This is a genomic window from Thiohalobacter sp. IOR34 (assembly GCF_030406045.1).
GTDB lineage: Bacteria > Pseudomonadota > Gammaproteobacteria > Thiohalobacterales > Thiohalobacteraceae.
This window is the reverse complement of record NZ_CP128988.1, coordinates 1,205,424-1,226,537: the sequence shown is the minus strand read 5'-3', so window position 1 is coordinate 1,226,537 and position 21,114 is coordinate 1,205,424. Positions and strand designations below refer to the sequence as shown.

Here is a 21,114-nt window from a genome sequence, read left to right as displayed (position 1 = left end):
CCTGTTCGATTTCAGGACGCATCTGGCTGCGCATCCTGGTCGATCCCCCTTGAACCATGGCTACGGCTATGCTTCTGCGGGTGATCGGCCAAGCTGCTTTGCCAGCTCCGCCCTGAGAATCGAATCCTTGGTGCAATATCCGGGCTAGGCGGCCCCGTCATGCTCACGGCCGACAGCGGCAAAACCTCCGCTGCCCCCGTCACCGCGGCTAGTCGCCGCGAACCTGCGCCATCACCTCGTCGGCGAAGTTCTCCTGCTTCTTCTCGATGCCCTCGCCCAGCTCCATGCGGCGGAAGCTGCGCACCTTGGCACCACTCTTGTCGAGCAGCTTGCCGACCGTGGTGTCCGGGTCCTTGACGAAGGGCTGACCGAGCAGGGTCACCTCGGCGAGGAACTTGCGGATCCGGCCCTCGACCATCTTCTCGATGATGTTCTCCGGCTTGCCGCTCTCCTGGGCCTGGGCGACGATGATCTCGCGCTCCTTGTCCAGCACCTCCTGCGGCATGTCGTCGGCCGACACCGACAGCGGACGGCTGGCGGCGACGTGCATGGCGATGTCGCGGGCCAGGGCCTCGTCGCCGCCCTCCAGCTCGACCAGCACACCGATGCGCGAACCGTGCAGGTAGTAGCCAAGGGTGCCGTCGGTCTGCACCAGCTCGAAGCGACGCACACCGATGTTCTCGCCCAGCTTGGCGACCAGCTCCTTGCGCGCCATGTCGACGGTGGTATCCTCGCCGTCACGCAGCGGCATCTCCAGCAGGGCCTCGATCGACTCCGGCTTGCTGGCCAGCACCCGCTTCGCCACCTGGCGGGCGAAGTCCTGGAACTCGTCCTTCTTGGCCACGAAGTCGGTCTCGGAGTTGACCTCGACCAGGGCCGCCTCCTTGCCGTCGGCGCTGATCTCGATCACGATCAGCCCCTCGGCAGCGACCCGGCCGGCCTTCTTGTCGGCCTTGGCCAGACCCGACTTGCGCAGCGCCTCGATGGCCGCTTCCATGTCGCCGTCGGCCTCGACCAGTGCCTTCTTGCATTCCATCATCCCGGAACCGGTGCGTTCCCGCAGTTCCTTTACCTGTGCGGCTGAGATTGCCATGCGCTCATCTCCCAAAGTATGTCTGTTGCTTCTTGAACAATGAGAATTCAAAAACAGCCCGGCCAGGTCGGACCTGTCCGGGCTGCAAGATAAGGACCGGTCGATCAGGCCGAGGCGGCGCCTTCGCCGGCCTCCTTGGCCTCCGCTGCCTCGTTGATCTCGACGAACTCGTCCTCGCTGCCGGCGGCCTTGACGCTGCTGCCCTTGGCGCTGAGCACGGCATCCGCCGCACCGCGCACATAGAGCTGGATGGCGCGGATGGCATCGTCGTTGCCGGGGATCACGTAGTCCACACCGTCCAGCGAGTTGTTGGTGTCCACCACGCCGACCACCGGGATGCCCAGCTTCCTGGCCTCACTGACCGCGATCTTCTCGTGTCCGACGTCGACCACGAACAGGGCGTCGGGGATACCGCGCATGTCCTTGATGCCGCCCAGGCTGCGCTCCAGCTTGTCCAGCTCGCGGCGCAGCATCAGCGCCTCCTTCTTGCTGAGCCGCTCGAAGCTGCCGTCCTCGGCCATGGTCTCCAGCTCCTTGAGACGCTTGATGGACTGGCGCACCGTCTTGTAGTTGGTGAGCATGCCGCCCAGCCAGCGGTGATTGACATAGGGCATGCCGCAGCGCTTGGCCTCCTCGCCGATCACCTCGCGCGCCGCGCGCTTGGTGCCCACGAAGAGGATGGTGCCGCCCTTGGCGGCCAGGCTGCCGATGAAATTCATCGCCTCGTTGTACAGCGGGAGCGTCTTCTCGAGGTTGATGATGTGGATCTTGCTGCGTTCGCCGAAGATGTAAGGTGCCATCTTCGGATTCCAGAAGCGGGTCTGGTGCCCGAAATGTACGCCTGCCTCAAGCATCTGGCGCATGGTGACGTCTGCCATTGAATTGACTCCGATTGTCAGGGTTTGGCCTCCACGCGCCCCATGCGGCAACCCGAAGCCGGCCTGCCGGCCCGCCCCGGGCACCCCGCCACATGTGTCGGCGCGTGTGCGAATTTTGTCAAGATTGCCTTACCCCTTGTGGGGTCAACAACTTAACAAGCCGCACTTTATACCATAAACTCCCCCCTCCAACAATTCGCCGCCGTTGCCAAGGGGCCCTGCGCGCCCCGCCGCAGCGCGGCCAGACCGGGATTTCCAACTGCATGAGCGTAATCATCAAGACCCCCGAAGAAATCGAGAAGATGCGTGTCGCCGGGCGCCTGGCCGCCGATGTGCTGCAGATGATCCGTCCGCACGTGCGCGCCGGGGTCACCACCGCGGAGCTGGACCGCATCTGCCACGACTACATCGTCAACGAGCAGGGGGCGATCCCGGCTCCGCTCAACTACCGCGGCTTCCCGAAGTCGATCTGCACCTCGCTCAACCACCAGGTCTGTCACGGCATCCCCGGCGACAAGCCGCTGAAGGCGGGCGATATCCTCAACATCGACATCACGGTGATCAAGGACGGCTTCCATGGCGACACCAGCCGCATGTTCCTGATCGGCGAACCCCCGCTGAAGGCGAAACGGGTGGTCCAGGTCAGCTACGAAGCGATGCGTATCGGCATCGAGATGGTGCGTCCGGGGGTCCGCCTCGGCGACATCGGCCATGCCATCCAGCAGTATGCCGAGAGTCACAGCTGTTCCATCGTCCGCGAGTACTGCGGCCACGGTATCGGCCGCGAGTTCCATGAGGAGCCGCAGGTGCTGCACTACGGAACACCGGGCACCGGTCTGGAGCTGCAGCCGGGCATGACCTTCACCATCGAACCGATGGTCAACGCGGGCAAGCGCTTCACCCGGCTCCTGGCCGACGGCTGGACGGTGGTCACCAAGGACCACAGCCCCTCGGCCCAGTGGGAGCATACCGTGCTGGTCACCGAGAGCGGCGTCGAGGTGCTGACCCTGCACCCTGAGGAATCGCTCGACCACATGCCCATCCTCCCCTGAGGCCGCCATGTCCACCCTCGAACCCCTCGACCTGTACCCGGGGCGGCCGGCTCTCGACGGCCTGCTCGACGGGCCCGCCCTGGAACGTGACCTGGCCGGTTGCGAGACGCCCCTGCCGCTGCTGCGCGAGGCGCTCAAGCGGGGCGATGCCGCCCTGCGCCGGCACTTCGAACAGGGGGCCGACGCCGTGCAGCTGGTCTACGGCCGCTGCTGGCTGTGCGACCGGCTGATCCAGCATGCCTGGCGCCATCTGTTCGGCACCAGCCAGGACGACATCGCCCTGGTGGCGGTCGGCGGCTACGGCCGCGCCGAACTGCTGCCCGGCTCCGACATCGATCTGCTGATCCTGCTCGAGGAGGAGGCCGAGGCCCGCCACGCGGCGCAGATCGAGGCCTTCCTCACCGCCCTCTGGGATCTGGGACTGGAGGTGGGACACAGCGTGCGCAGCATCGCCGACTGCATCGAGCAGGGCCGGGCCGACATCACCGTGGCCACCAACCTGCTGGAGGCGCGTCTGCTGGCCGGCGCGGAGACGCTGTTCCAGGCGATGCGCCGGGTCACCGCGGCGGACCGCATGTGGAGCGGGCCGGAATACTTCGAGGCCAAGCTGAAGGAACAGCAGGCGCGCCACCTGAAGTTCCACGACACGGCCTACAACCTGGAACCCAACATCAAGGAGAACCCGGGTGGGCTGCGCGACATCCAGATGATCGGCTGGGTCGCCAAGCGTCACTACGGCTGCACCACCCTGCACGGCCTGGTCGAGCACGGCTTTCTCACCGACCACGAATACCGCACCCTGATCGAGGGCCAGTCCTTTCTCTGGCGGATCCGCTTCGCCCTGCACACCCTGAGCCGGCGCCGCGAGGACCGGCTGCTGTTCGACCACCAGCGCAGCCTGGCCGAGCTGTTCGGCTACCGGGCGGCGAAGGACAGCCCCAATCTGGCGGTCGAGCTGTTCATGAAGGACTACTACCAGACGGTGATGGAGCTGGAGCGGCTCAACGAGATGCTGCTGCAGTTGTTCAAGGAGCACATCCTGCACGCCGACGACCCCGGCGAGCCGCAGCCCATCAACCGCCGTTTCCAGTCACGGCACGGCTTCCTCGAGGTCAGCCACCCCGGCATCTTCGAGCGCTACCCCTTCGCCCTGCTCGAGGTCTTCCTGCTGCTCGCCGAACGCCCGGCGCTGAAGGGCGTGCGCGCCGCCACCATCCGGCTGATCCGCGATCACCGTCATCTGATCGACGACGACTTTCGCAACGACCTGCGGGCGCGCAGCCTGTTCATGGAACTGATGCGCCAGCCACAGGGCGTCACCCACGAACTGCGGCGCATGAACCGCTACGGCATTCTCGCCGCCTACATCCCGGCCTTCGCCCGCATCGTCGGCCAGATGCAGTACGACCTGTTCCATGCCTACACCGTGGACGAGCACACCCTGTTCGTGGTGCGCAACCTGCGCCGCTTCACGGTCGAGGAATTCGCCGACGAGCTGCCCTTTGCCAGCGAGCTGATCAAGACCATCCCCAAGCTGGAGCTGCTGCTGCTGGCCGGCCTGTTCCATGATATCGCCAAGGGCCGCGGCGGCGACCATTCCGAACTCGGCGCCAGCGACGCCGAGGCCTTCTGCCGCCATCACGGCCTGTCCGACCACGACAGCCGGCTGGTCGCCTGGCTGGTGCGCAACCACCTGCTGATGTCCACCACCACCCAGCGCCGCGACATCAGCGAGCCGGCGGTGATCAACGAATTCGCCCGCCAGGTCGGCAACCGTGTCCGCCTGGACTATCTCTACCTGCTGACCGTGGCCGACATCCGCGGCACCAACCCCACGCTGTGGAACTCCTGGAAGGGCTCGCTGCTCTACGATCTCTACCAGTCCACGGCCAAGGCACTGCGCCGCGGCCTGGAGAACCCCATGGATCAGGCCGAGCTGATCGCCGCCCGGCGGCGCGAGGCCCTCGACAAGCTGCAGGCCGACGACTTCGAGACGGCGGACATCGAGGCCCTGTGGAGCCAGTTCGCCGACGAGTACTTCCTGCGTCACTCGGCGGAGGAGATCGTCTGGCATGCCCATACCATCCTGCGCCGCCGCACGGAGGGCGAACCCGTGGTGGCCATCCGCCCCAATCATGAGCGCGGCGGCACCGGCATCTTCGTCTACATGCGGGTCCACCGCGGTCTCTTCGAGCAGATGACCGCGCTGCTCGACCAGCTGGGCCTGAACATCGTCGACGCCCGCATCCTCACCAGCCATGACCAGCATGCGCTGGACACCTACCTGGTACTGGACAACCGCGGCCAGCCGATCCAGGACGAACACCAGATCCAGCAGATCCACGAGGTGCTGCGCCGGGGACTGGCCGCGGCGGGCGGCGAGCGGCCACGGGTGACGCGGCGCATGCCGCGCCAGTTCCGGCACTTCGACATCCGCACCCGGATCGACTTCAGCCGCGACGAGGCCAACCGGCGCACGGTGATGGAACTGGTCACCGGCGACCGGCCGGGCCTGTTGTCGCTGGTCGGCAGCGCCTTCACCGCCTGCGGTGTGAATCTGGAGAACGCGCGCATCGCCACCTTCGGCTCGCGCGCCGAGGACGTCTTCTACATCACCGACCAGAATCACCGGGCGATCGAGGATGAAGCCATCCTCGACTGCCTGCGCCGGCACATCCTCAACGCCTTGCGCGAGGCGGCGTCATGAAGCACATCGCCGCCCGCACGGCCCGGCGGGCGCCGGTCAGCCACGATCCGCAGATGATGAAGGAGATCCTGCTGGAGGCGGGCGAGCTGGCGCCGCTCACCCAGCTGGCGCGCGTCAGCCTGCAGCCCGGCCAGCACACCCGGCCCCATCGTCACCCGGACATGCACGAGATCTTCCTGGTCGAGTCCGGCCAGGGACAGGCCGAGATCGACGGCAACACCCTGTCCCTGGCCGCCGGCGATTGCCTGTGGGTGGAACCCGGCGAAGAGCACCGCCTGAGCAATCCCCACGACCACCCCCTGCGCCTGTTCTATTTCGGCCTCGCCGCCGGGAACGGAGGTAACTGACTTTACTAACCCGGCAACCGAATAGGTTGTGTTCTGCCGCCGGGGATCGCGGCCTGGAGGCCGCTCCTACGGCGCATGGGGCACCCTGGTAGGAGCGGCCTCCAGGCCGCGATCGGCGTGGTGTCAAGAGGCCCTGGGCAGCTATTAACCCGGCCATCCAGCAGGTCGTATTCGGCCTTCAGTCGGCCTCGCGCTCGATGCTGCAGCAGTGCGGGCTGATCGCCCCCTCCTCCAGCCCGGCCTCCCCTTCGCTGATCAGCACCGAGCCACGCAGGGCCGTCGGACGGAAGGTGGTGCAGCCCTTCACCCCGGCCCGGTAGGCACTGTGGTAGAGACCGCGGAACGCCTCGAAGGGATAGTCCTCGGGCACATTGATGGTCTTGGAGATGGCATTGTCGACGAAGGGCTGCAGCGCCGCCTGCATCTCCAGGTGGGCCTGCGGCGCCAGCGTGCGGGCATTGACGAAGAACGGCGGCGGTTCCGCCTCCGCTCCCGCGCCCTGCTGCCATAGCCGGTAGGCGTAGTCCTCCACCTCGAACACCCGGTAGCCGCCGCCGGCATCCAGCACCCGCCGCCGGTGGTGGAAATCGAACACCGGCTCGATGCCGCTGGAGACGTTGCCGGCCAGCAGGCTGATGGTGCCGTTGGGGGCGATCGCCGTCAGATGGCTGTTGCGAATGCCGCCCGCGGCAATGCCCTGGCGGATGTCCGCCGGCAGGGCACGGATGAAGGGACGCTGCAGATAGGCCTCCGCCTCGAGAAAGGGAAAGCCCCCCTTCTCCTGCGCCAGCTGCAGCGAACTGCGGTAGGCGGCATGGCAGACGGTCTGCATGACCTCGGCCGCCAGGCGCCGCGCCGGCGGCTCGCCATAGTGCAGGCCGAGCATGATCAGCGCATCGGCCAGGCCGGTGATGCCGAGACCGATGCGGCGCGCACCGCGCGCCTGCTCGGCCTGGGCCGGGAGGGGAAACTGCGAGGCGTCGATCACGTTGTCCAGCAGCCGGGTGGCGAGGATCACCGTCTCGCGGATCCCCTCCAGATCGAGGCGCGCCGCCCTGCTGAAGGGAGCCTGCACGAAGCGCGGCAGATTGATCGATCCCAGATCGCAGGCGCCATAAGGCGGCAGCGGGATCTCGCCGCAGGGATTGGTGGTGGTGATCTGCTCCCGGTAACCCAGGTTGTTGAGGGCATTGATGCGGTCGATGAACAGCACCCCCGGTTCCGCGGTCTCGTAGGCCGCGCGCATGATCCTCTCCCATAGCTCGCGGGCCGGCAGCCGCCGGAACACCCGGCAAGGCACCGGCTCCCGCCGCCCGGTCCACTCGCGTTCCAGGACTTCGCCCTGTCCGCCCGCCTGCAACTGATCGAGGGGAAACAGCAGCGGCCAGTCGGCATCCTCCTCGATGGCCTGCATGAAGGCATCGGTGATCTGGACGGAGAGATTGAAGTGGCGCAGCGCCCCGGGTTCGCGCTTGGCATCCACGAAGGCCTCGATGTCGGGATGGTCGCAACGCAGGCTGCCGATCATGGCGCCGCGGCGGGAACCGGTGGACATGATGGTGGCGCACATGGCATCCCAGATGCGCATGAAGGACACCGGGCCCGAGGCGATGCGGCCGCTGTGTCTCGCCATGCTGCCTGCCGGACGCAAGGTCGAGAAGTCGTAACCGACGCCGCCGCCGGCCTGCATGGTCAGCGCCCCCTCCTTGAGGCGCTCGAAGATGCCGTCCAGGCTGTCCTCGATGACACCCATCACGAAGCAGTTGAACAGGGTCACCCGCTGACCGCTGCCGGCACCGGCCAGGATGCGGCCACCGGGCAGGAAGCGGAAATCCTCGAGGATGGCGTAGAAACGTCGCGCCCAGTGTTCCCGCTCCCTGGACTCCACGGCCGCCAGGCTGCGTGCCACCCGCCACCAGGTCGCTTCGATGTCCGGCTCGGGGGCAGCCTCCGGCGCCTGCAGCCGGTACTTGGTCTCCCAGATATGCCGGGCCAGCGGGGTGTTCAGGTAGGGCTCGGTCACGGTCCACTCCAGTGGCGGAAGCATCTGCTGCAGTCTAGCCCGGATGCTTCGTCGTCTTCCACTGCCCCGTGAGTCCGTGAAACTTGAGATGCGGCGGCCGAACGCCTATCGTCGAAACGGCAGGAATCCCCTGCCAGCAATCAGCCGCGCCAGGGCCGCCCATGAGCAAACGACAGTCGGTGGACATCGAGGACAAGGTCGCCTTCCTCAGCCGGCCGGCGGCCTACCCCGACCATCCGCACAGGGTCGAGGTCGTCGAGACCCACATGTCCTGGGTGTTCCTCACCGAGCACCGGGTGTACAAGCTGAAGAAGCCGGTGCGCTACGACTTTCTCGACTTCAGCACCCTGGAGCGTCGGCATCACGACTGCCAGGAAGAGCTGCGTCTGAACCGCCGCCTGGCGTCCCGGGTCTACCTGGGCCTGGTCGCCCTGACCCTGGAGGCCGATGGGCGGCTGGCCCTGGATGGTGACGGCAGGACGATCGACTGGCTGGTGAAGATGGTGCGCCTTCCCCGCGAACGCATGCTCGACCAGCTGATCGAACGCGGCGCGCTCAAGGAAGCGGAGATCCGCCGGGTCGGAGAGGTGCTGGCGGATTTCTACCGCCGCGCCAAGCCGGTCGACATGAGTGGGGCGGACTACCGGCGGCGTTTCCTCGCGGCCATACACGACAACCAGCAGGCGCTGGCGACCGCCGCCTGCGAGCTGCCGGCCGGACAGGTCGAGGCCGTCGGCCAGACCCTGCTTGGCTTCCTCGACCGGCAGGCGCCTCTGATCGAGGCGCGGGCCGACGCGGGGCGCATCATCGAGGCCCACGGCGACCTGCGTCCCGAGCACGTCTGCCTGATCGAACCACCGGTATTCATCGACTGCCTGGAATTCAAGCGCGACTTCCGGCTGCTCGACCCGGCGGACGAGCTCGCCTTTCTGAGCATGGAATGCGAGGCCGCCGGTGCGCTGTGGATCGGCCCGCTGTTGTTCGACAGCTACGCAAGCCGCTGTGCCGACCGGCCACCGACGGCGCTGATCGCCTTCTACAAGAGCCACCGCGCCCTGCTCCGGGCCAAGCTGTCCGCGGCCCACCTGCAGGACCACCCGCCGCGCGGCTCCTCCGGGAAATGGGCGCGCAAGACCCGCGCCTACCTCCAGCTGGCCAGCAGCCATATTGAACTGCTGGACTGAGCCGACAGCGACGCGAAAAAACCCGACGGCAGCCAGGCCATGAGTTTCCGGCCGGTGACTGATCGCGGCCTGGAGGCCGCCCCTGCCAGGGTGCCGCCATGCCCCGTAGGAGCGGCCTCCAGGCCGCGATTCCAAGAAAAGCAGGCCTCGACGGCTCTCAGTCCGCCATCAGCTCGACGAGGGAACCGCCCTCGTGCATGCGGTGGATCGCCTCGGCGACCAGCCTGGCACTGTCGAGGACGACGAGACGCTCCGCCGCCGGTGTGCCCGCCAGGCGGAAAGGCACCACGCTGTCGGTGATCACCAGTTGTTCCAGGGCCGGCAGGGCAAGCTTGTGGCCCACATCGCCCACGAACAGGCCATGGGTGGCCGCCGCGAGGATACGTGCCGCCCCGCCTGCCCGGCAGGCCTCGACGGTACGGGCCAGGGTAGTGCCACCGGCAATCATGTCGTCGATGATGATCGCCGTGCGACCCGCCACCTCGCCGACCAGCGCCGTACCGCTGACCACACCCGCACTGCGCTTCTTCTCCATGAAGGCACTGTCCACCGCCCGCCCCAGACGCCGGCTCAGGGATTCCCGGAAGCGTTCGGCCCGCTTGATGCCACCGACATCGGGTGACACGCAGACCAGCGGCGCGTCCCCCACCTGGGCGGCAAAGTGCTCCACGAACAGGGGCCGCGCCTCCAGATGCTCGGTTCGGCAGCGGAAGGCGTTCTGGAAGGCGGCCAGATTGTGCACATCCAGTGTCATCACCCCATCCACGCCCACGGCCTCGAACAGGGCCGCGACATAGCGGGTGGTCACCGGATCGCGCGACTTGGTCTTGCGGTCCTTACGGGCATAGCAGAGATAGGGAACGACCGCCGTGAGCCGGCCTGCTGCGGCATCACGCAGCGCGCCGAGAAAGAACAGCAGGCGCACCAGCTTGTCGTTGACGCTGAAGCGCTCGTCGCCATGGAGCGAAGCGATGACGAAGACGTCGGCGCCGCGCACGCTCTCCAGGGGGCGTGCCTTGTGCTCGCCGTCCTCGAACCCGCGTTCCTCGTGTAACCCGAGATCGATCCCCAGATGGCGGGCCACCGCCCGGCCATAGTCACGGCTGGCCTCGAGGGCAAACAGGCGCAGCGCACCCTGGCTCATGCTGCGGCAGCCGCCAGGTGTTGCAGGAACCAGTCGCGGGCCAGGATCGCGACCTGCTCCAGGGTGCCCGGCTCCTCGAACAGGTGGGTCGCGCCCTCGACGATCTCCAGTCGCCAGGGCGCACGCAGGTGACGGGCCGCCTCCCGGTTCATCTCGATGACCGGCGTGTCCAGACCGCCGACGATCAGCAGGGTCGGTGCCTCGACCTCCGGCAGCCTGGGGATGGCAAGATCCGGACGCCCGCCACGCGAGACCACGGCGGCCACCTGCCCGGGCCGCTCGGCCGCGGCATTCAGCGCCGCCGCGGCACCGGTACTGGCCCCGAACAGGCCGATCCGCAGCGCGGCCAGGGCCGGCTCGGCGGCCACCCAGTCGAGGGTGGCAACGGTGCGTTCGCTGAGCAGGCCGATATCGAAGCGCAGCGCACGGGTGACCAGATCGATCTCGTTTTCCTCCGGGGTCAGCAGATCGAACAGCAGGGTGCCCAGCCCGCCGCTGTTCAGCACCTCGGCGACATAGCGGTTGCGCGTGCTGAAACGGCTGCTGCCGCTGCCATGAACGAAGATCACCAGCCCCGTCGCGAACGCCGGCAGGGTCAGGAAGCCGGGCAGAGCCTGCGCCCCGGCCTGAACCAGGATCTCGTGGGTCGCTATCGAGGGCTGATCAGTCATGCTGCATTCCCCTTGATGCCGGCATCACAACTCGGATGCCGCCAGGCCGTCCAGGGATTCTGGACGTGCCGGCGTACGGAACTCCACCAGCAGGCTCTGACCGTCACTGGCGTCGATCCGCAACCCCTGGTGTTGCTCATTGACCCGTTCCCGGAACAGTCGCCTCACTGCCGCGACCGGAAAGCACTCTGGCCGGCCTGCCTCGCCGACACTGACCTCCAGCCGCGGCCACTCATCCCCTGGCTGGAGGCTGATCCCCTGCAGTGGCTGCTCCTGCGCCAAGAGATGTCCGGCTTCGATGGCAGCGGCCCGGTCGCGGCCGAGGAGGTCGGTCGCCACCCGTCTGACATTCACCAGCCAGCCGTGATGTTCCAGGCTGAAGGCCTCACAGAACGCCGGCCACTGGGCCTCAGGCACCTCGATGTCTGTCATTCCGCCCCCTCGCCCGGCGCCGAAGCCCGGGATCCCCAGCGCTCGGCCAGCAGCGCCTCGACCTCGCTGTCCGAGACCTGGGAGAAATCCACATACCATTGGCCGATGGCCATGAAGGGCTCGGGCTGGAACAGGCAGACCACCTCGTCCACCTTCCGCTGCAGCATGCGTACCGTATCCGGCGGCGCCACCGGCACCGCGACCACGATGCGGGCCGGCCGCTGGACATGCACCGCGTCGACCGCGGCACGCATGGTGGCGCCGGTGGCGAGGCCGTCGTCGACCAGGATCACGCAGCGCCCCTCGAGCTTCGGCCAGGGGCGGTCACCGCGATAGGCCCGTTCGCGGCGTACCAGCTCGCGGCGCTCCGCCTCCACCACGGCCTGGATCGCCTCGGGGCCGATGCCGCTGCCGCGCAGCACGCTGTCGTTCATCACCTGGACGCCGCCACTGGCGATCGCCCCCATGGCCAGCTCGGGGTAGCCGGGTACCCCAAGCTTGCGCACCAGCATCAGGTCGAGCGGTGCCTGCAGGGCATCGGCGATCTCGGCCGCCACCGGCACCCCGCCGCGCGGCAGGGCCAGGACGATCAGATCCTTCCGTCCGCGGTAACCCTGCAGGGCCTCGGCCAGTGCCTGGCCGGCGGCGCGGCGATCGGGTATAGGTAGTTGCATCCCTGTTGCCTCCTGCGTGCTACCGTAATATAGGCAAGCATAGTAAAAATACGGCGGTTTTTATGTTGTCCCACATCAAGCGATCACAACCGCAGCCGCATGGACCGGGGCCACTGGTGAGCGATCGGGGAACGGGGGCGGACCGTGGCTGAGACCCCGAGTGCGTTCCACCTCGCTCCCGGCGATGCCCTGCTCATCGTCGACGTGCAGAACGACTTCCTGCCCGGCGGCAGCCTTGCGGTCCCCGAGGGCGATCGGGTGATCCCCCCCCTGAACCGCTGCGCCGCCCTGTTCGACCGGCTTGGCCTGCCGGTGATCGCCACCCGCGACTGGCATCCGCGGGATCACTGCTCGTTCCGGGAACAGGGCGGCCCCTGGCCGGCCCACTGCATCGCCGGCACGCCCGGCGCCGCCTTCCCGGAGACCCTGCAGCTGCCCGCGAACACCCTGATCGTCTCCAAGGCGACTCATGCCAGCCAGGAGGCCTATTCCGGCTTCCAGGGAACCGGGCTGGAGAGCCGCCTGCGCGAGGCCGGTGTGGAACGGCTATTCATCGGCGGGCTGGCCACCGACTACTGCGTGCTGGAGACGGTGCGGGATGCCCTGCGCGCCGGCTTCCGGGTGGTGCTGCTCGGCGATGCGGTCCGTGCCGTGGACGTCCGGCCCGGCGACGGCGAGCGCGCCCTGCAGGAGATGCTCGGGGCCGGCGCTAGGCTGGCACGCTGCGAAGAGCTGACGGCATGAGATACCGTAGCGACAGCCCCCTGCTCACCGACCTCTACCAGCTGACCATGATGCAGTCCTATCTCGATCATGGCCTGGAGGAGACGGCGGTGTTCGAGTTCTTCGTCCGCCGCCTGCCCCGGGAGCGCAACTTCCTGCTCGCGGCCGGGCTGGCCGGGGTCATCGACTTTCTCCAGGCGCTGCACTTCGAGGCCGGGGAACTGGAATGGCTGGAGGCCAGCGGCCGCTTCCGCCGCCCGCTGCTCGACTACCTGGCCGGGCTGCGCTTCGAGGGCGACGTCGACGCCATGCCCGAGGGCACCGCCTTCTTCGCCGACGAACCCATCCTGCGCGTCACCGCCCCGCTGCCCGTCGCCCAGCTGATCGAGAGCCGGATCATCAACCTGCTGCAGTTCGAGACCCTGATCGCCTCCAAGGCGGCACGCATGCGCCTGGCCGCAGCCGAGGCCCTGCTGGTCGATTTCGGTATGCGCCGCGCCCATGCCGGGGAGGCGGGGCTGCTGGCCGCGCGCGCCGCCTATCTGGCCGGGCTGAACGGCACCGCCACGGTGCTCGCCGGACAGCTCTTCGACATCCCGCTGTTCGGCACCATGGCCCATTCCTATATCGAGGCCCATGACGACGAGATGCAGGCCTTCGAACATTTCGCCCTCTCCCACCCGGACAATGTGGTGCTGCTGATCGACACCTACGACACCGAGGCCGGGGCGAAGAAAGTGGTCGAACTCGCCCCCCGGCTGGCGGCCCGCGGCATCCACATCAAGGCGGTACGCATCGACAGCGGCGACCTGGCCGAGCACGCCCGTCGGGTGCGGGCCATCCTCGACGCCGGCGGCCTGCAGCAGACCGGCATCTTCGCCTCCGGCAATCTGGACGAATACCGCTTGCAGGCCCTGCTCGCAGCGGGCGCGCCCATCAGCGGCTTCGGCATCGGCACGCGCATGGACGTCTCCAGCGACGCGCCCTCGCTGGACTGTGCCTACAAGCTGCAGGAGTATGCCGGCCGGCCACGCCGCAAGCGTTCCGAGGGCAAGGCGACCTGGGCCGGTCGCAAGCAGGTCTACCGCCGTCTGGACGACCAGGGACGGCTGGCGGGCGATACCCTGACCATCCTGGACGACCGCCAGCCGGGCGAGCCGCTGCTCCAGCCGGTGATGCGCGGCGGCCGACTGCTGGCGCCGCTGCCGGACCTGGAACGGATACGGGAACATGCCGCGCGGGAACTGCAGCGCCTGCCGGAGCGGCTGCGCCGCCTGGAGGCGGCCGAGCCGCGCTATGCAGTGGACGTCTCGCCGGCGCTGCAGGCAGTCACCCGGCAGGCCGACGCTGCGGCCACGGCTGTCCCCTGACAACCGTTAGCCCGCATATTGCACGAAGGCGGCCTTGAAAGCGTAATTTTTCCGGTATTTATCAAGGCAGTGATCACCTATGCGAGCAATTGTGCCCTGTTACAGTTTGTGCCTATTCGAGTTCAGACCAAATCTGGCGTCGCATTTCGCCCGATCCCCCTTGAACCATAGCGACGGCTATGCTTCGGCGGGCGATCGAACAAACTGCTTGGCCAGATTCGCCCTGAAACTCGAATCCTTCGTGCAATATGCGGGTTAGTCCGCTGTCTCGATCAGCTCCACGGCATTGGCATCGGGGTCGCGGCAGAACAGCGCCCGGCGGCCCGAACGGCTGAGGCTGTACTCGATCCCGGCCGCATCCAGCCGCTCGCGGACGGCATCCAGATCGTCGACAGTCAGGGCGATGTGGCGATCACGACCGCCGTGCAGCGGCCGGCCCCGGACGGGATCCGGGTTCGGCAGTTCCAGCAGGTGGATCTGCGCCCCGCCGAGCTGCAGCCAGGCGCCGGGGTAGCCCAGGTCCGGACGCGCCGGGTCCAGCTCCAGCCCCAGCAGGCCGCAGTAGAATTGCAGGGCCCGCGCGGTATCCGCCACCAGCAGACTGACGTGGTGCAGGCGGGTGACCTTCATCTCCGCACTCTCCTCTCGTCGTTCAGTATCGTTGCCCGGACGGGTCCCTCTCCCATCCCCGCTCCCCGGTCTGCATGCGCGCCGCCAGCCAGGCCGCGGCGATGATCAGGCCGCCACCCAGCCATTCGCGCAGCTGTACCACCTCGTCGGTCAGCCAGTAGGCGGAGAGGGCGCCGGCCACCAGCTCGAAAAGCAGGATGATGGCGGAACGGTGCACCGGCATCTGGGTCACGCCGTACTGCACCGTCAGGGTCATCACCACGATACCGATGGCGCCCAGGGCAACCGCCACCCCCCAGAGGCCGGCATCCGCTGGTGGCAGGGGCTGGCTGCCGGCCAGCAGCAGGCCGACCAGGGCCACCAGAATCACCCCCCACCAGCTGATCTCCGTCTTGACCCAGACCGAAACCTGCTGCAGGCGCCGCACCATGACGTTGGCCAGGGCGAAGGCCACGCCGGAGGAGACCGCCAGCCAGTCGCCACGATCCCGCGGCCAGGGAAGGCCGATGGCATCGTCCCAGAGCATCACCATGGCCCCGGTCAGCGCCAGCAGGAACACCAGCCGTGCCTCGGTCGACAGCCGCTCGCCCAGCAGCAGCCAGCCGAACACCACCGTCCACAGCGGCGACAGATAGAACAGCAGCAGCACCCGCACCACCGTTCCCTCCAGCACCGCCAGGATGAAGGCGACGTTGCACCAGCCGGCCGCCAGCGCCAGCACCAGCAGGGCCAGCGGCGCCTCGCGCAGTTGGCGGCGGCCGCGTAGCAACGGCGGCAGGCCGACCAGGGCGGCGGCGGCATAGAGCAGCAGACTGCTCCACAGGCCGCTCATCCCCTGCGTCTCCAGCCAGCGCAGCGGATACCACATCACCCCCCACAGGGTAGCGGCAAACAACAGACTGAGGACGGGCAGCAGCCCGCTATCTGGTTTGGTCGCCTTCACTGGAACCCGTATAATGCCGAGCCAATCTTCAACCCCTCACCCCCATCCGGACAGCGCCCGCCACCCATGAATCCCGATCTCGACAGGCTGCAGCCCTACCCTTTCGAACGGCTCGCCCGGCTCAAGTCCGGGATCCAGCCGCCGGCGGGGCTCTCTCACGTCAACCTGTCGATCGGCGAACCCAATCATCCGCCGCCGCACTTCGTCGCCGAGGAGATCATCTCCCACCTGCACGGCTTGGCCAACTACCCGCTGACCCGCGGCCGGCCGGAACTGCGCGCGGCCATCGCCGACTGGCTGGTACGGCGCTTCGAACTGCCCGCCGGCAGCATCGACCCGGAACGCCAGGTGCTGCCGGTCAACGGCACCCGCGAGGCCCTGTTCGCCGTCGCCCAGGCCCTGGTCGACCGTGGCGCTGCGCGTGCGCTGGTGCTCTCGCCCAATCCCTTTTACCAGATTTACGAGGGCGCTGCCCTGCTCGCCGGTGCCGAACCCTGGTTTCTGAACACCACCGCCGACAACGGCTACCGCCCGGACTTCAGCGCGGTACCGGAAGACGTGTGGCGCGACTGCCAGCTGATCTACGTCTGCAGCCCGGGCAACCCGACCGGCGCGGTGCTCGCCCCGGAGACCCTGCAATCGCTGATCCGCCTGGCCGACGAGCACGACTTCGTGATCGCCGCCGACGAATGCTATTCGGAGATCTACCCCGACGAGAAGACGCCGCCCGGCGGCCTGCTGGCAGCGGCCGCGGCCATGGGCCGGGACGACTACCGCCGCTGCCTGGTATTCCACAGCCTGTCCAAGCGTTCCAACCTGCCGGGGCTGCGCTCCGGCTTCGTCGCCGGCGACGCCGAACTGATCGCAGCCTTCCACCGCTACCGCACCTACCACGGCTGCGCCATGCCGCCGCCCACCCAGGCCGCGAGCATCAAGGCCTGGGGCGACGAGCGCCACGTGCGCGACAACCGGACCCTGTACCGCGAGAAGTTCGCCGCCGTGCTCGACATCCTCGACGGCCTGCTGGAGCTTGCGCTGCCCGAGGCCGGCTTCTACCTCTGGCCCAGGACCCCGCTGGACGATGCCGAATTCGCCCGCCGACTGTACGCCGAACAGCATGTCACGGTGCTGCCCGGCAGCTACCTGTCACGCGACACCGAACAGGGTAATCCGGGCCGCAATCATGTGCGCCTGGCCCTGGTGGCCCCGCTGGAAGACTGCATCGAGGCGGCACGTCGCATCCGCCGCTTCGTGGAACACCTTTGACAACATTCGGGAACAACGAGACGACTGGAGATCCGCCATGAGTGACATCAAGCCCATCATCGAGGAAGCCTTCGAGCGCCGCGCCGACATCAATCCGCGCAGCGTCGAGCCGCTGGTCAAGGAGGCGGTACTGGAGGCCATCGCCCTGCTGGACAGCGGCAAGGCGCGGGTGGCGGAGAAGATCGACGGCCAGTGGCAGGTCAACGACTGGCTGAAGAAGGCCGTGCTGCTGTCCTTCCGCATCGAGGACAACCAGTTCATGAAGGGCGGCTTCACCAACTACTACGACAAGGTGCCCTCCAAGTATGCCGACTACAACTCCCGTGATTTCCGCGAGGGCGGGGTGCGGGTGGTACCGCCGGCCACCGCCCGCCGCGGCAGCTACATCGCCCCCGGCGTGGTGCTGATGCCCTCCTATGTCAACATCGGCGCCTATGTCGACTCCGGCACCATGGTCGACACCTGGGCGACGGTCGGCTCCTGCGCCCAGATCGGCAAGAACGTGCACCTCTCCGGCGGCGTCGGCATCGGCGGCGTGCTGGAACCGCTGCAGGCCGCACCGACCATCATCGAGGACAACTGCTTCATCGGTGCCCGCTCCGAGGTGGTGGAAGGGGTCATCGTCGAGGAAGGCTCGGTGATCTCCATGGGCGTCTACATCGGCCAGTCGACCCGCATCTACGACCGCGAGAAGGACGAGATCCTCTATGGCCGGGTGCCGGCCGGGTCGGTGGTGGTATCCGGCAACCTGCCCTCCAGGGACGGCAAGTACAGCCTGTACTGCGCGGTGATCGTCAAGAAGGTGGACGCCAAGACCCTGAGCAAGGTGGGCATCAACGAGCTGCTGCGGGACATCTGAGACCGATCGCGGCCTGGAGGCCGCTCCTACAAACAAGCGGTTCCGCCATGCCCTGTAGGAGCGGCGTCCACGCCGCGATTTGGGCGGTAACCCGATCGCGGCCTGGAGGCCGCTCCTACAAACAAGCGGTTCCTCCATGCCCCGTAGGAGCGGCGTCCACGCCGCGAGTCGGGCGGTCAATCCCGATCGCGGCCTGGAGGCCGCTCCTACAAACAAGCGGTTCCGCCATGCCCCGCAGGAGCGGCGGCCACGCCGCGATTTGGGCGGTAACCCGATCGCGGCCTGGAGGCCGCTCCTACAAACAAGCGGTTCCTCCATGCCCCGCAGGAGCGGCGTCCACGCCGCGATTTGGGCGGTCAATCCCGATCGCGGCCTGGAGGCCGCTCCTGCAAACAAGCGGTTCCGCCATGCCCCGTAGGAACGGCGGCCACGCCGCGATTCGGGCGGTCAATCCCGATCGCGGCCTGGAGGCCGCTCCCGCAAACAAGCGGTTCCGCCATACCCCGTAGGAGCGGCGTCCACGCCGCGAGTCGGGCGGTCAATCCCGATCGCGGCCTGGAGGCCGCTCCTACAAACAAGCGGTTCCGCCATACCCCGTAGGAGCGGCGGCCACGCCGCGATTTGGGCGGTAACCCGATCGCGGCCTGGAGGCCGCTCCCGCAAACAAGCGGTTCCACCATGCCCCGCAGGAACGGCGGCCACGCCGCGATTTGGGCGGTAACCCGATCGCGGCCTGGAGGCCGCTCCTGCAAACAAGCGGTTCCGCCATACCCCGTAGGAGCGGCGGCCACGCCGCGATTCGGTGGGCTCCTACTCGAGAGCCAGGGCACGCAGCCCCTCCCGGCCCTCGAGCAGCAGCGTCTCCAGCTCGGCAGCCGGCATTGGCCGGCTGAAATAGTAGCCCTGGGCCTCGTGGCAATCATGCAGGCGCAGGAAATCGAGCTGCTGCTGGTTCTCCACGCCCTCCGCCATGACCCGCATGCCCAGGGTGTGGCCGAGCATGATCACGGTGCGGGCGATGGCCGCCCCGTCCTTGCTGCCGACATCGCGCACGAAGGACTGGTCGAGCTTGATCTTCTGGATCGGGAAGCGGGTCAGGTAGCTGAGCGAGGAATAGCCGGTACCAAAGTCGTCGACCGCGATCTGTACCCCCAGGTCGTGCAGATGCCGCAGCACGTCGATGGCGGCATGCACGTCCTTCATGATCAGGGATTCGGTCAGTTCCACCTCGAGCATGGCCGGATCGGCACCGGTCTCCTCCAGCACCCGGGTGATGGAGTCCAGCAATCCGCGGTGCCGGAACTGCACCGCTGACAGATTGATCGCCACCCGCAGTGGCGGCAGTCCTGACTCCTGCCAGGCACGGGCCTGCCGGCAGGCCCTGGCCATCACCCATTCACCGATGCGCATGATCATGCCGCTGCTCTCCGCCACCGGGATGAACTCCTGCGGCGACACCTTGCCGAGTTCGGGGTGCTCCCACCGCAGCAGCGCCTCGACACCGATCACCCGGCCGCTCTGCAGGCAGATCTGCGGCTGGTAGTGCAACTCCATCTGCTCCCGCTCCAGCGCCGCGCGCAGCTCGCGCTCGATGACCGTGCGACGCAGGATGATGCGGTTCAGCTCGGCGAGATAGAACTGGTAGCGGTTGCGTCCCTCACGCTTGGCCATGTACATCGCCATGTCGGCATTGCGCAACAGATCGTCCGCCTCCTGTTCCTCGAAGGGATAGAGGGTGATGCCGATGCTGACACCGGTATGGATCTCGTGGCCGTCGATGCGCAGGGGCTGACTCACGGCGTGCACGATGCGGCCAGCGAGATCGGCGGCACTGTCGACGCGGGTGAGATTGGTCTGGATGAGGCCGAACTCGTCACCACCGAAGCGGGCCACCACGTCGGTCTCGCGCAGGCAGGAGGCGATGCGCGAGGCCGTCTCCTGCAGCAGGCGGTCGCCGACCGCGTGGCCCAAGGTGTCATTGACGTCCTTGAAGCGGTCGATGTCCAGGAACATGACCGCGATCAGCGACTCGGTACGCCGCGCCTGGGCCATGGCCTGCAGCAGGCGGTCACGGAACAGGGCCCGGTTGGGCAGGCCGGTGAGGGTGTCGTAATGGGCCAGGTACTTGGCCCGGGATTCCACGGCCCGCACCTTGCTGACGTCACGCACCACGGCAAGGATGGATGCCACCCGACCCTCGCCATCCAGCAGCGGCGCGGCCCGCACCTCGACCCGCCGCACCCGGCCACCGGCGGTGCACAGGCCGATGCGCAGCCGTGCCTCGTGGCCGGCCAGCACGCGGCGCGCCGAGACCAGCAGCCGCGGGCGACTCTGTTCGGTGACGAATTCCAGCGGCGATCGGCCCAGCAGCTCGACGGGGCGGTCGGTATCCAGCAACGCCAGCCCCGCCGGGTTGATCTCCCGCAACCGGCCCTGGAGATCGATCACACAGACGCCCTCGCTCTGGATGGCCATCAGCTGCTGCAGCAGACGGCCGCGTTCCTGGAGTTGTCCCTCGAGCCGGTAGCGGTCGCTGACATCGCTCCAGGAACCGATCATCAGGGCGCTGCCATCCCCCTCCGATGCCAGCAGACGACGCTGGTCCCGGATCCAGCACGGGCCGGCATCGGTGCGCAGCCGGTAGTCGCACTGCAACCAGCCCTCGCGACGCAACCGCAGCAGCCCCAGGCGCAGGCGCTCACGATCCGCGGGATGGACCCGCTCCAGCCAGCGCTGCAGGGACTCGCCTTCCACCGCCCCCAGCAGGGCAGCCGCCGCGGCATTCTGCCAGTCGATGCGGCATTCGCGGCCGTCTGCGCTCAGTCGGCCGCGAAACAGGGCAGCCGGCTGGGCATCCAGTTGCGGCGCCACTGGGGTGCAGTCGAGTGAGGGCTCGCTGAAGGACAAACTGTGTGAATACGGCTGTTCTGCTGTCATGGCCTCTGCTCTTCTCGTTGTTCGGCCAATCCCTTGCTCGCCGGGCAATCTGCCGTCCGGGGTGAGGACGCGGGTTCCTCCCTCCTGTTTCGACCGGGGCCGGCATTTCTTGACCCGTCGTACGGATCACATGGGCCAGGAGGATATTTTTATTCCCAGCGACACTCCGGATCGGGATAAT

Annotated in this window: 18 protein-coding genes; 8 read left to right on the top strand and 10 right to left on the bottom strand. The window is 67.7% G+C overall.

Features of this window, described 5'->3' with window-relative positions; translation table 11 throughout:
- Positions 1 to 208: 208 nt before the first annotated feature.
- Positions 209 to 1,093, bottom strand: a complete 885-nt coding sequence (tsf, locus tag QVG61_RS05655; RefSeq protein ID WP_289932389.1) for a translation elongation factor Ts — start codon at positions 1,091 to 1,093, stop codon at positions 209 to 211.
- 104 nt (positions 1,094 to 1,197) lie between these two features.
- Positions 1,198 to 1,971, bottom strand: coding sequence for a 30S ribosomal protein S2 (gene rpsB, locus QVG61_RS05650; RefSeq protein WP_289932388.1), 774 nt, complete (start codon positions 1,969 to 1,971; stop codon positions 1,198 to 1,200).
- A gap of 263 nt (positions 1,972 to 2,234) precedes the next feature.
- On the opposite strand from rpsB, the gene map reads away from it, so the two are divergent.
- Genes map through QVG61_RS05635 form a run of 3 tightly spaced genes read left to right on the top strand, consistent with a single transcriptional unit; the run spans position 2,235 to position 6,077 of the window.
- Positions 2,235 to 3,023 (top strand): type I methionyl aminopeptidase, encoded by a 789-nt coding sequence (gene map, locus QVG61_RS05645; RefSeq protein WP_289932387.1) that lies wholly within the window; start codon positions 2,235 to 2,237, stop codon positions 3,021 to 3,023.
- A 7-nt stretch (positions 3,024 to 3,030) separates the two neighbouring features.
- The gene (gene glnD, locus QVG61_RS05640) at positions 3,031 to 5,730 is read left to right on the top strand and encodes a [protein-PII] uridylyltransferase (RefSeq protein WP_289932386.1); all 2,700 of its coding nucleotides are present in this window, start codon (positions 3,031 to 3,033) and stop codon (positions 5,728 to 5,730) included.
- A complete protein-coding gene (locus QVG61_RS05635; RefSeq protein ID WP_289932385.1) occupies positions 5,727 to 6,077 on the top strand; it encodes a cupin domain-containing protein in 351 nt (116 codons plus the stop codon). The genes glnD and QVG61_RS05635 overlap by 4 nt, the downstream gene beginning before the upstream one ends.
- A 178-nt stretch (positions 6,078 to 6,255) precedes the next feature.
- On the opposite strand, the gene QVG61_RS05630 is transcribed toward QVG61_RS05635, so the two are convergent.
- Positions 6,256 to 8,100: an adenosylcobalamin-dependent ribonucleoside-diphosphate reductase gene (locus tag QVG61_RS05630; protein ID WP_289932383.1), complete on the bottom strand. Its 1,845-nt coding sequence runs from the start codon at positions 8,098 to 8,100 to the stop codon at positions 6,256 to 6,258.
- A 161-nt stretch (positions 8,101 to 8,261) separates the two neighbouring features.
- Here QVG61_RS05630 and QVG61_RS05625 point away from each other — a divergent pair, with 161 nt between their 5' ends.
- Positions 8,262 to 9,284: a hypothetical protein gene (locus QVG61_RS05625; RefSeq protein WP_289932381.1), complete on the top strand. Its 1,023-nt coding sequence runs from the start codon at positions 8,262 to 8,264 to the stop codon at positions 9,282 to 9,284.
- A gap of 157 nt (positions 9,285 to 9,441) precedes the next feature.
- Here QVG61_RS05625 and QVG61_RS05620 read toward each other — a convergent pair whose 3' ends face one another.
- From QVG61_RS05620 to QVG61_RS05605, 4 genes are read right to left on the bottom strand one after another with little or no spacing between them, the layout of a single operon-like run.
- Positions 9,442 to 10,428 carry a ribose-phosphate pyrophosphokinase gene (locus QVG61_RS05620; protein ID WP_289932379.1) on the bottom strand — a complete coding sequence of 329 codons (987 nt, stop codon included), beginning with the start codon at positions 10,426 to 10,428 and terminating at the stop codon, positions 9,442 to 9,444.
- Positions 10,425 to 11,099 (bottom strand): dienelactone hydrolase family protein, encoded by a 675-nt coding sequence (locus QVG61_RS05615; RefSeq protein ID WP_289932378.1) that lies wholly within the window; start codon positions 11,097 to 11,099, stop codon positions 10,425 to 10,427. Before QVG61_RS05615 ends, QVG61_RS05620 begins: the two co-directional genes overlap by 4 nt.
- A 24-nt stretch (positions 11,100 to 11,123) precedes the next feature.
- A complete protein-coding gene (locus QVG61_RS05610) occupies positions 11,124 to 11,531 on the bottom strand; it encodes a hypothetical protein (RefSeq protein WP_289932377.1) in 408 nt (135 codons plus the stop codon).
- Complete coding sequence (locus tag QVG61_RS05605) at positions 11,528 to 12,205, bottom strand: phosphoribosyltransferase (protein WP_289932376.1); 678 nt, start codon at positions 12,203 to 12,205, stop codon at positions 11,528 to 11,530. The genes QVG61_RS05610 and QVG61_RS05605 overlap by 4 nt, the downstream gene beginning before the upstream one ends.
- 144 nt (positions 12,206 to 12,349) lie before the next feature.
- Here QVG61_RS05605 and QVG61_RS05600 point away from each other — a divergent pair, with 144 nt between their 5' ends.
- The gene (locus QVG61_RS05600; protein ID WP_289932375.1) at positions 12,350 to 12,949 is read left to right on the top strand and encodes a nicotinamidase; all 600 of its coding nucleotides are present in this window, start codon (positions 12,350 to 12,352) and stop codon (positions 12,947 to 12,949) included.
- Entirely contained in the window at positions 12,946 to 14,298 is a 1,353-nt protein-coding gene (locus QVG61_RS05595) for a nicotinate phosphoribosyltransferase (protein WP_289932373.1), read from the top strand. Before QVG61_RS05600 ends, QVG61_RS05595 begins: the two co-directional genes overlap by 4 nt.
- 255 nt (positions 14,299 to 14,553) lie before the next feature.
- Here the strand turns inward: QVG61_RS05595 and QVG61_RS05590 are convergent, their stop codons facing one another.
- Positions 14,554 to 14,928, bottom strand: a complete 375-nt coding sequence (locus tag QVG61_RS05590) for a VOC family protein (RefSeq protein WP_289932372.1) — start codon at positions 14,926 to 14,928, stop codon at positions 14,554 to 14,556.
- Positions 14,929 to 14,950: 22 nt separating this feature from the next.
- Positions 14,951 to 15,871, bottom strand: a complete 921-nt coding sequence (locus QVG61_RS05585) for a DMT family transporter (protein ID WP_289932370.1) — start codon at positions 15,869 to 15,871, stop codon at positions 14,951 to 14,953.
- A 66-nt stretch (positions 15,872 to 15,937) separates the two neighbouring features.
- Between QVG61_RS05585 and dapC the strand changes: the two genes are divergently transcribed.
- Together dapC and dapD are read left to right on the top strand one after the other, a co-directional pair.
- Positions 15,938 to 17,137: a succinyldiaminopimelate transaminase gene (gene dapC / locus QVG61_RS05580; protein ID WP_289932368.1), complete on the top strand. Its 1,200-nt coding sequence runs from the start codon at positions 15,938 to 15,940 to the stop codon at positions 17,135 to 17,137.
- A 37-nt stretch (positions 17,138 to 17,174) separates the two neighbouring features.
- Positions 17,175 to 17,996, top strand: a complete 822-nt coding sequence (gene dapD / locus QVG61_RS05575; protein WP_289932367.1) for a 2,3,4,5-tetrahydropyridine-2,6-dicarboxylate N-succinyltransferase — start codon at positions 17,175 to 17,177, stop codon at positions 17,994 to 17,996.
- A gap of 810 nt (positions 17,997 to 18,806) precedes the next feature.
- Here the strand turns inward: dapD and QVG61_RS05570 are convergent.
- A complete protein-coding gene (locus QVG61_RS05570; protein ID WP_289932366.1) occupies positions 18,807 to 20,933 on the bottom strand; it encodes a GGDEF and EAL domain-containing protein in 2,127 nt (708 codons plus the stop codon).
- Positions 20,934 to 21,114 lie beyond the last annotated feature (181 nt).

Excerpts from the sequence above, each read along its gene's own strand:
- QVG61_RS05605 (WP_289932376.1), bottom strand. The coding sequence starts at position 12,205 with ATGCAACTACCTATACCCGATCGCCGCGCCGCCGGCCAGGCACTGGCC.
- QVG61_RS05570 (WP_289932366.1), bottom strand. The coding sequence starts at position 20,933 with ATGACAGCAGAACAGCCGTATTCACACAGTTTGTCCTTCAGCGAGCCC.
- rpsB (WP_289932388.1), bottom strand. The coding sequence starts at position 1,971 with ATGGCAGACGTCACCATGCGCCAGATGCTTGAGGCAGGCGTACATTTC.
- tsf (WP_289932389.1), bottom strand. The coding sequence starts at position 1,093 with ATGGCAATCTCAGCCGCACAGGTAAAGGAACTGCGGGAACGCACCGGT.
- QVG61_RS05615 (WP_289932378.1), bottom strand. The coding sequence starts at position 11,099 with ATGACTGATCAGCCCTCGATAGCGACCCACGAGATCCTGGTTCAGGCC.
- glnD (WP_289932386.1), top strand. The coding sequence starts at position 3,031 with ATGTCCACCCTCGAACCCCTCGACCTGTACCCGGGGCGGCCGGCTCTC.
- QVG61_RS05635 (WP_289932385.1), top strand. The coding sequence starts at position 5,727 with ATGAAGCACATCGCCGCCCGCACGGCCCGGCGGGCGCCGGTCAGCCAC.
- QVG61_RS05610 (WP_289932377.1), bottom strand. The coding sequence starts at position 11,531 with ATGACAGACATCGAGGTGCCTGAGGCCCAGTGGCCGGCGTTCTGTGAG.
- map (WP_289932387.1), top strand. The coding sequence starts at position 2,235 with ATGAGCGTAATCATCAAGACCCCCGAAGAAATCGAGAAGATGCGTGTC.
- QVG61_RS05625 (WP_289932381.1), top strand. The coding sequence starts at position 8,262 with ATGAGCAAACGACAGTCGGTGGACATCGAGGACAAGGTCGCCTTCCTC.
- QVG61_RS05620 (WP_289932379.1), bottom strand. The coding sequence starts at position 10,428 with ATGAGCCAGGGTGCGCTGCGCCTGTTTGCCCTCGAGGCCAGCCGTGAC.
- QVG61_RS05590 (WP_289932372.1), bottom strand. The coding sequence starts at position 14,928 with ATGAAGGTCACCCGCCTGCACCACGTCAGTCTGCTGGTGGCGGATACC.
- QVG61_RS05595 (WP_289932373.1), top strand. The coding sequence starts at position 12,946 with ATGAGATACCGTAGCGACAGCCCCCTGCTCACCGACCTCTACCAGCTG.
- dapC (WP_289932368.1), top strand. The coding sequence starts at position 15,938 with ATGAATCCCGATCTCGACAGGCTGCAGCCCTACCCTTTCGAACGGCTC.
- dapD (WP_289932367.1), top strand. The coding sequence starts at position 17,175 with ATGAGTGACATCAAGCCCATCATCGAGGAAGCCTTCGAGCGCCGCGCC.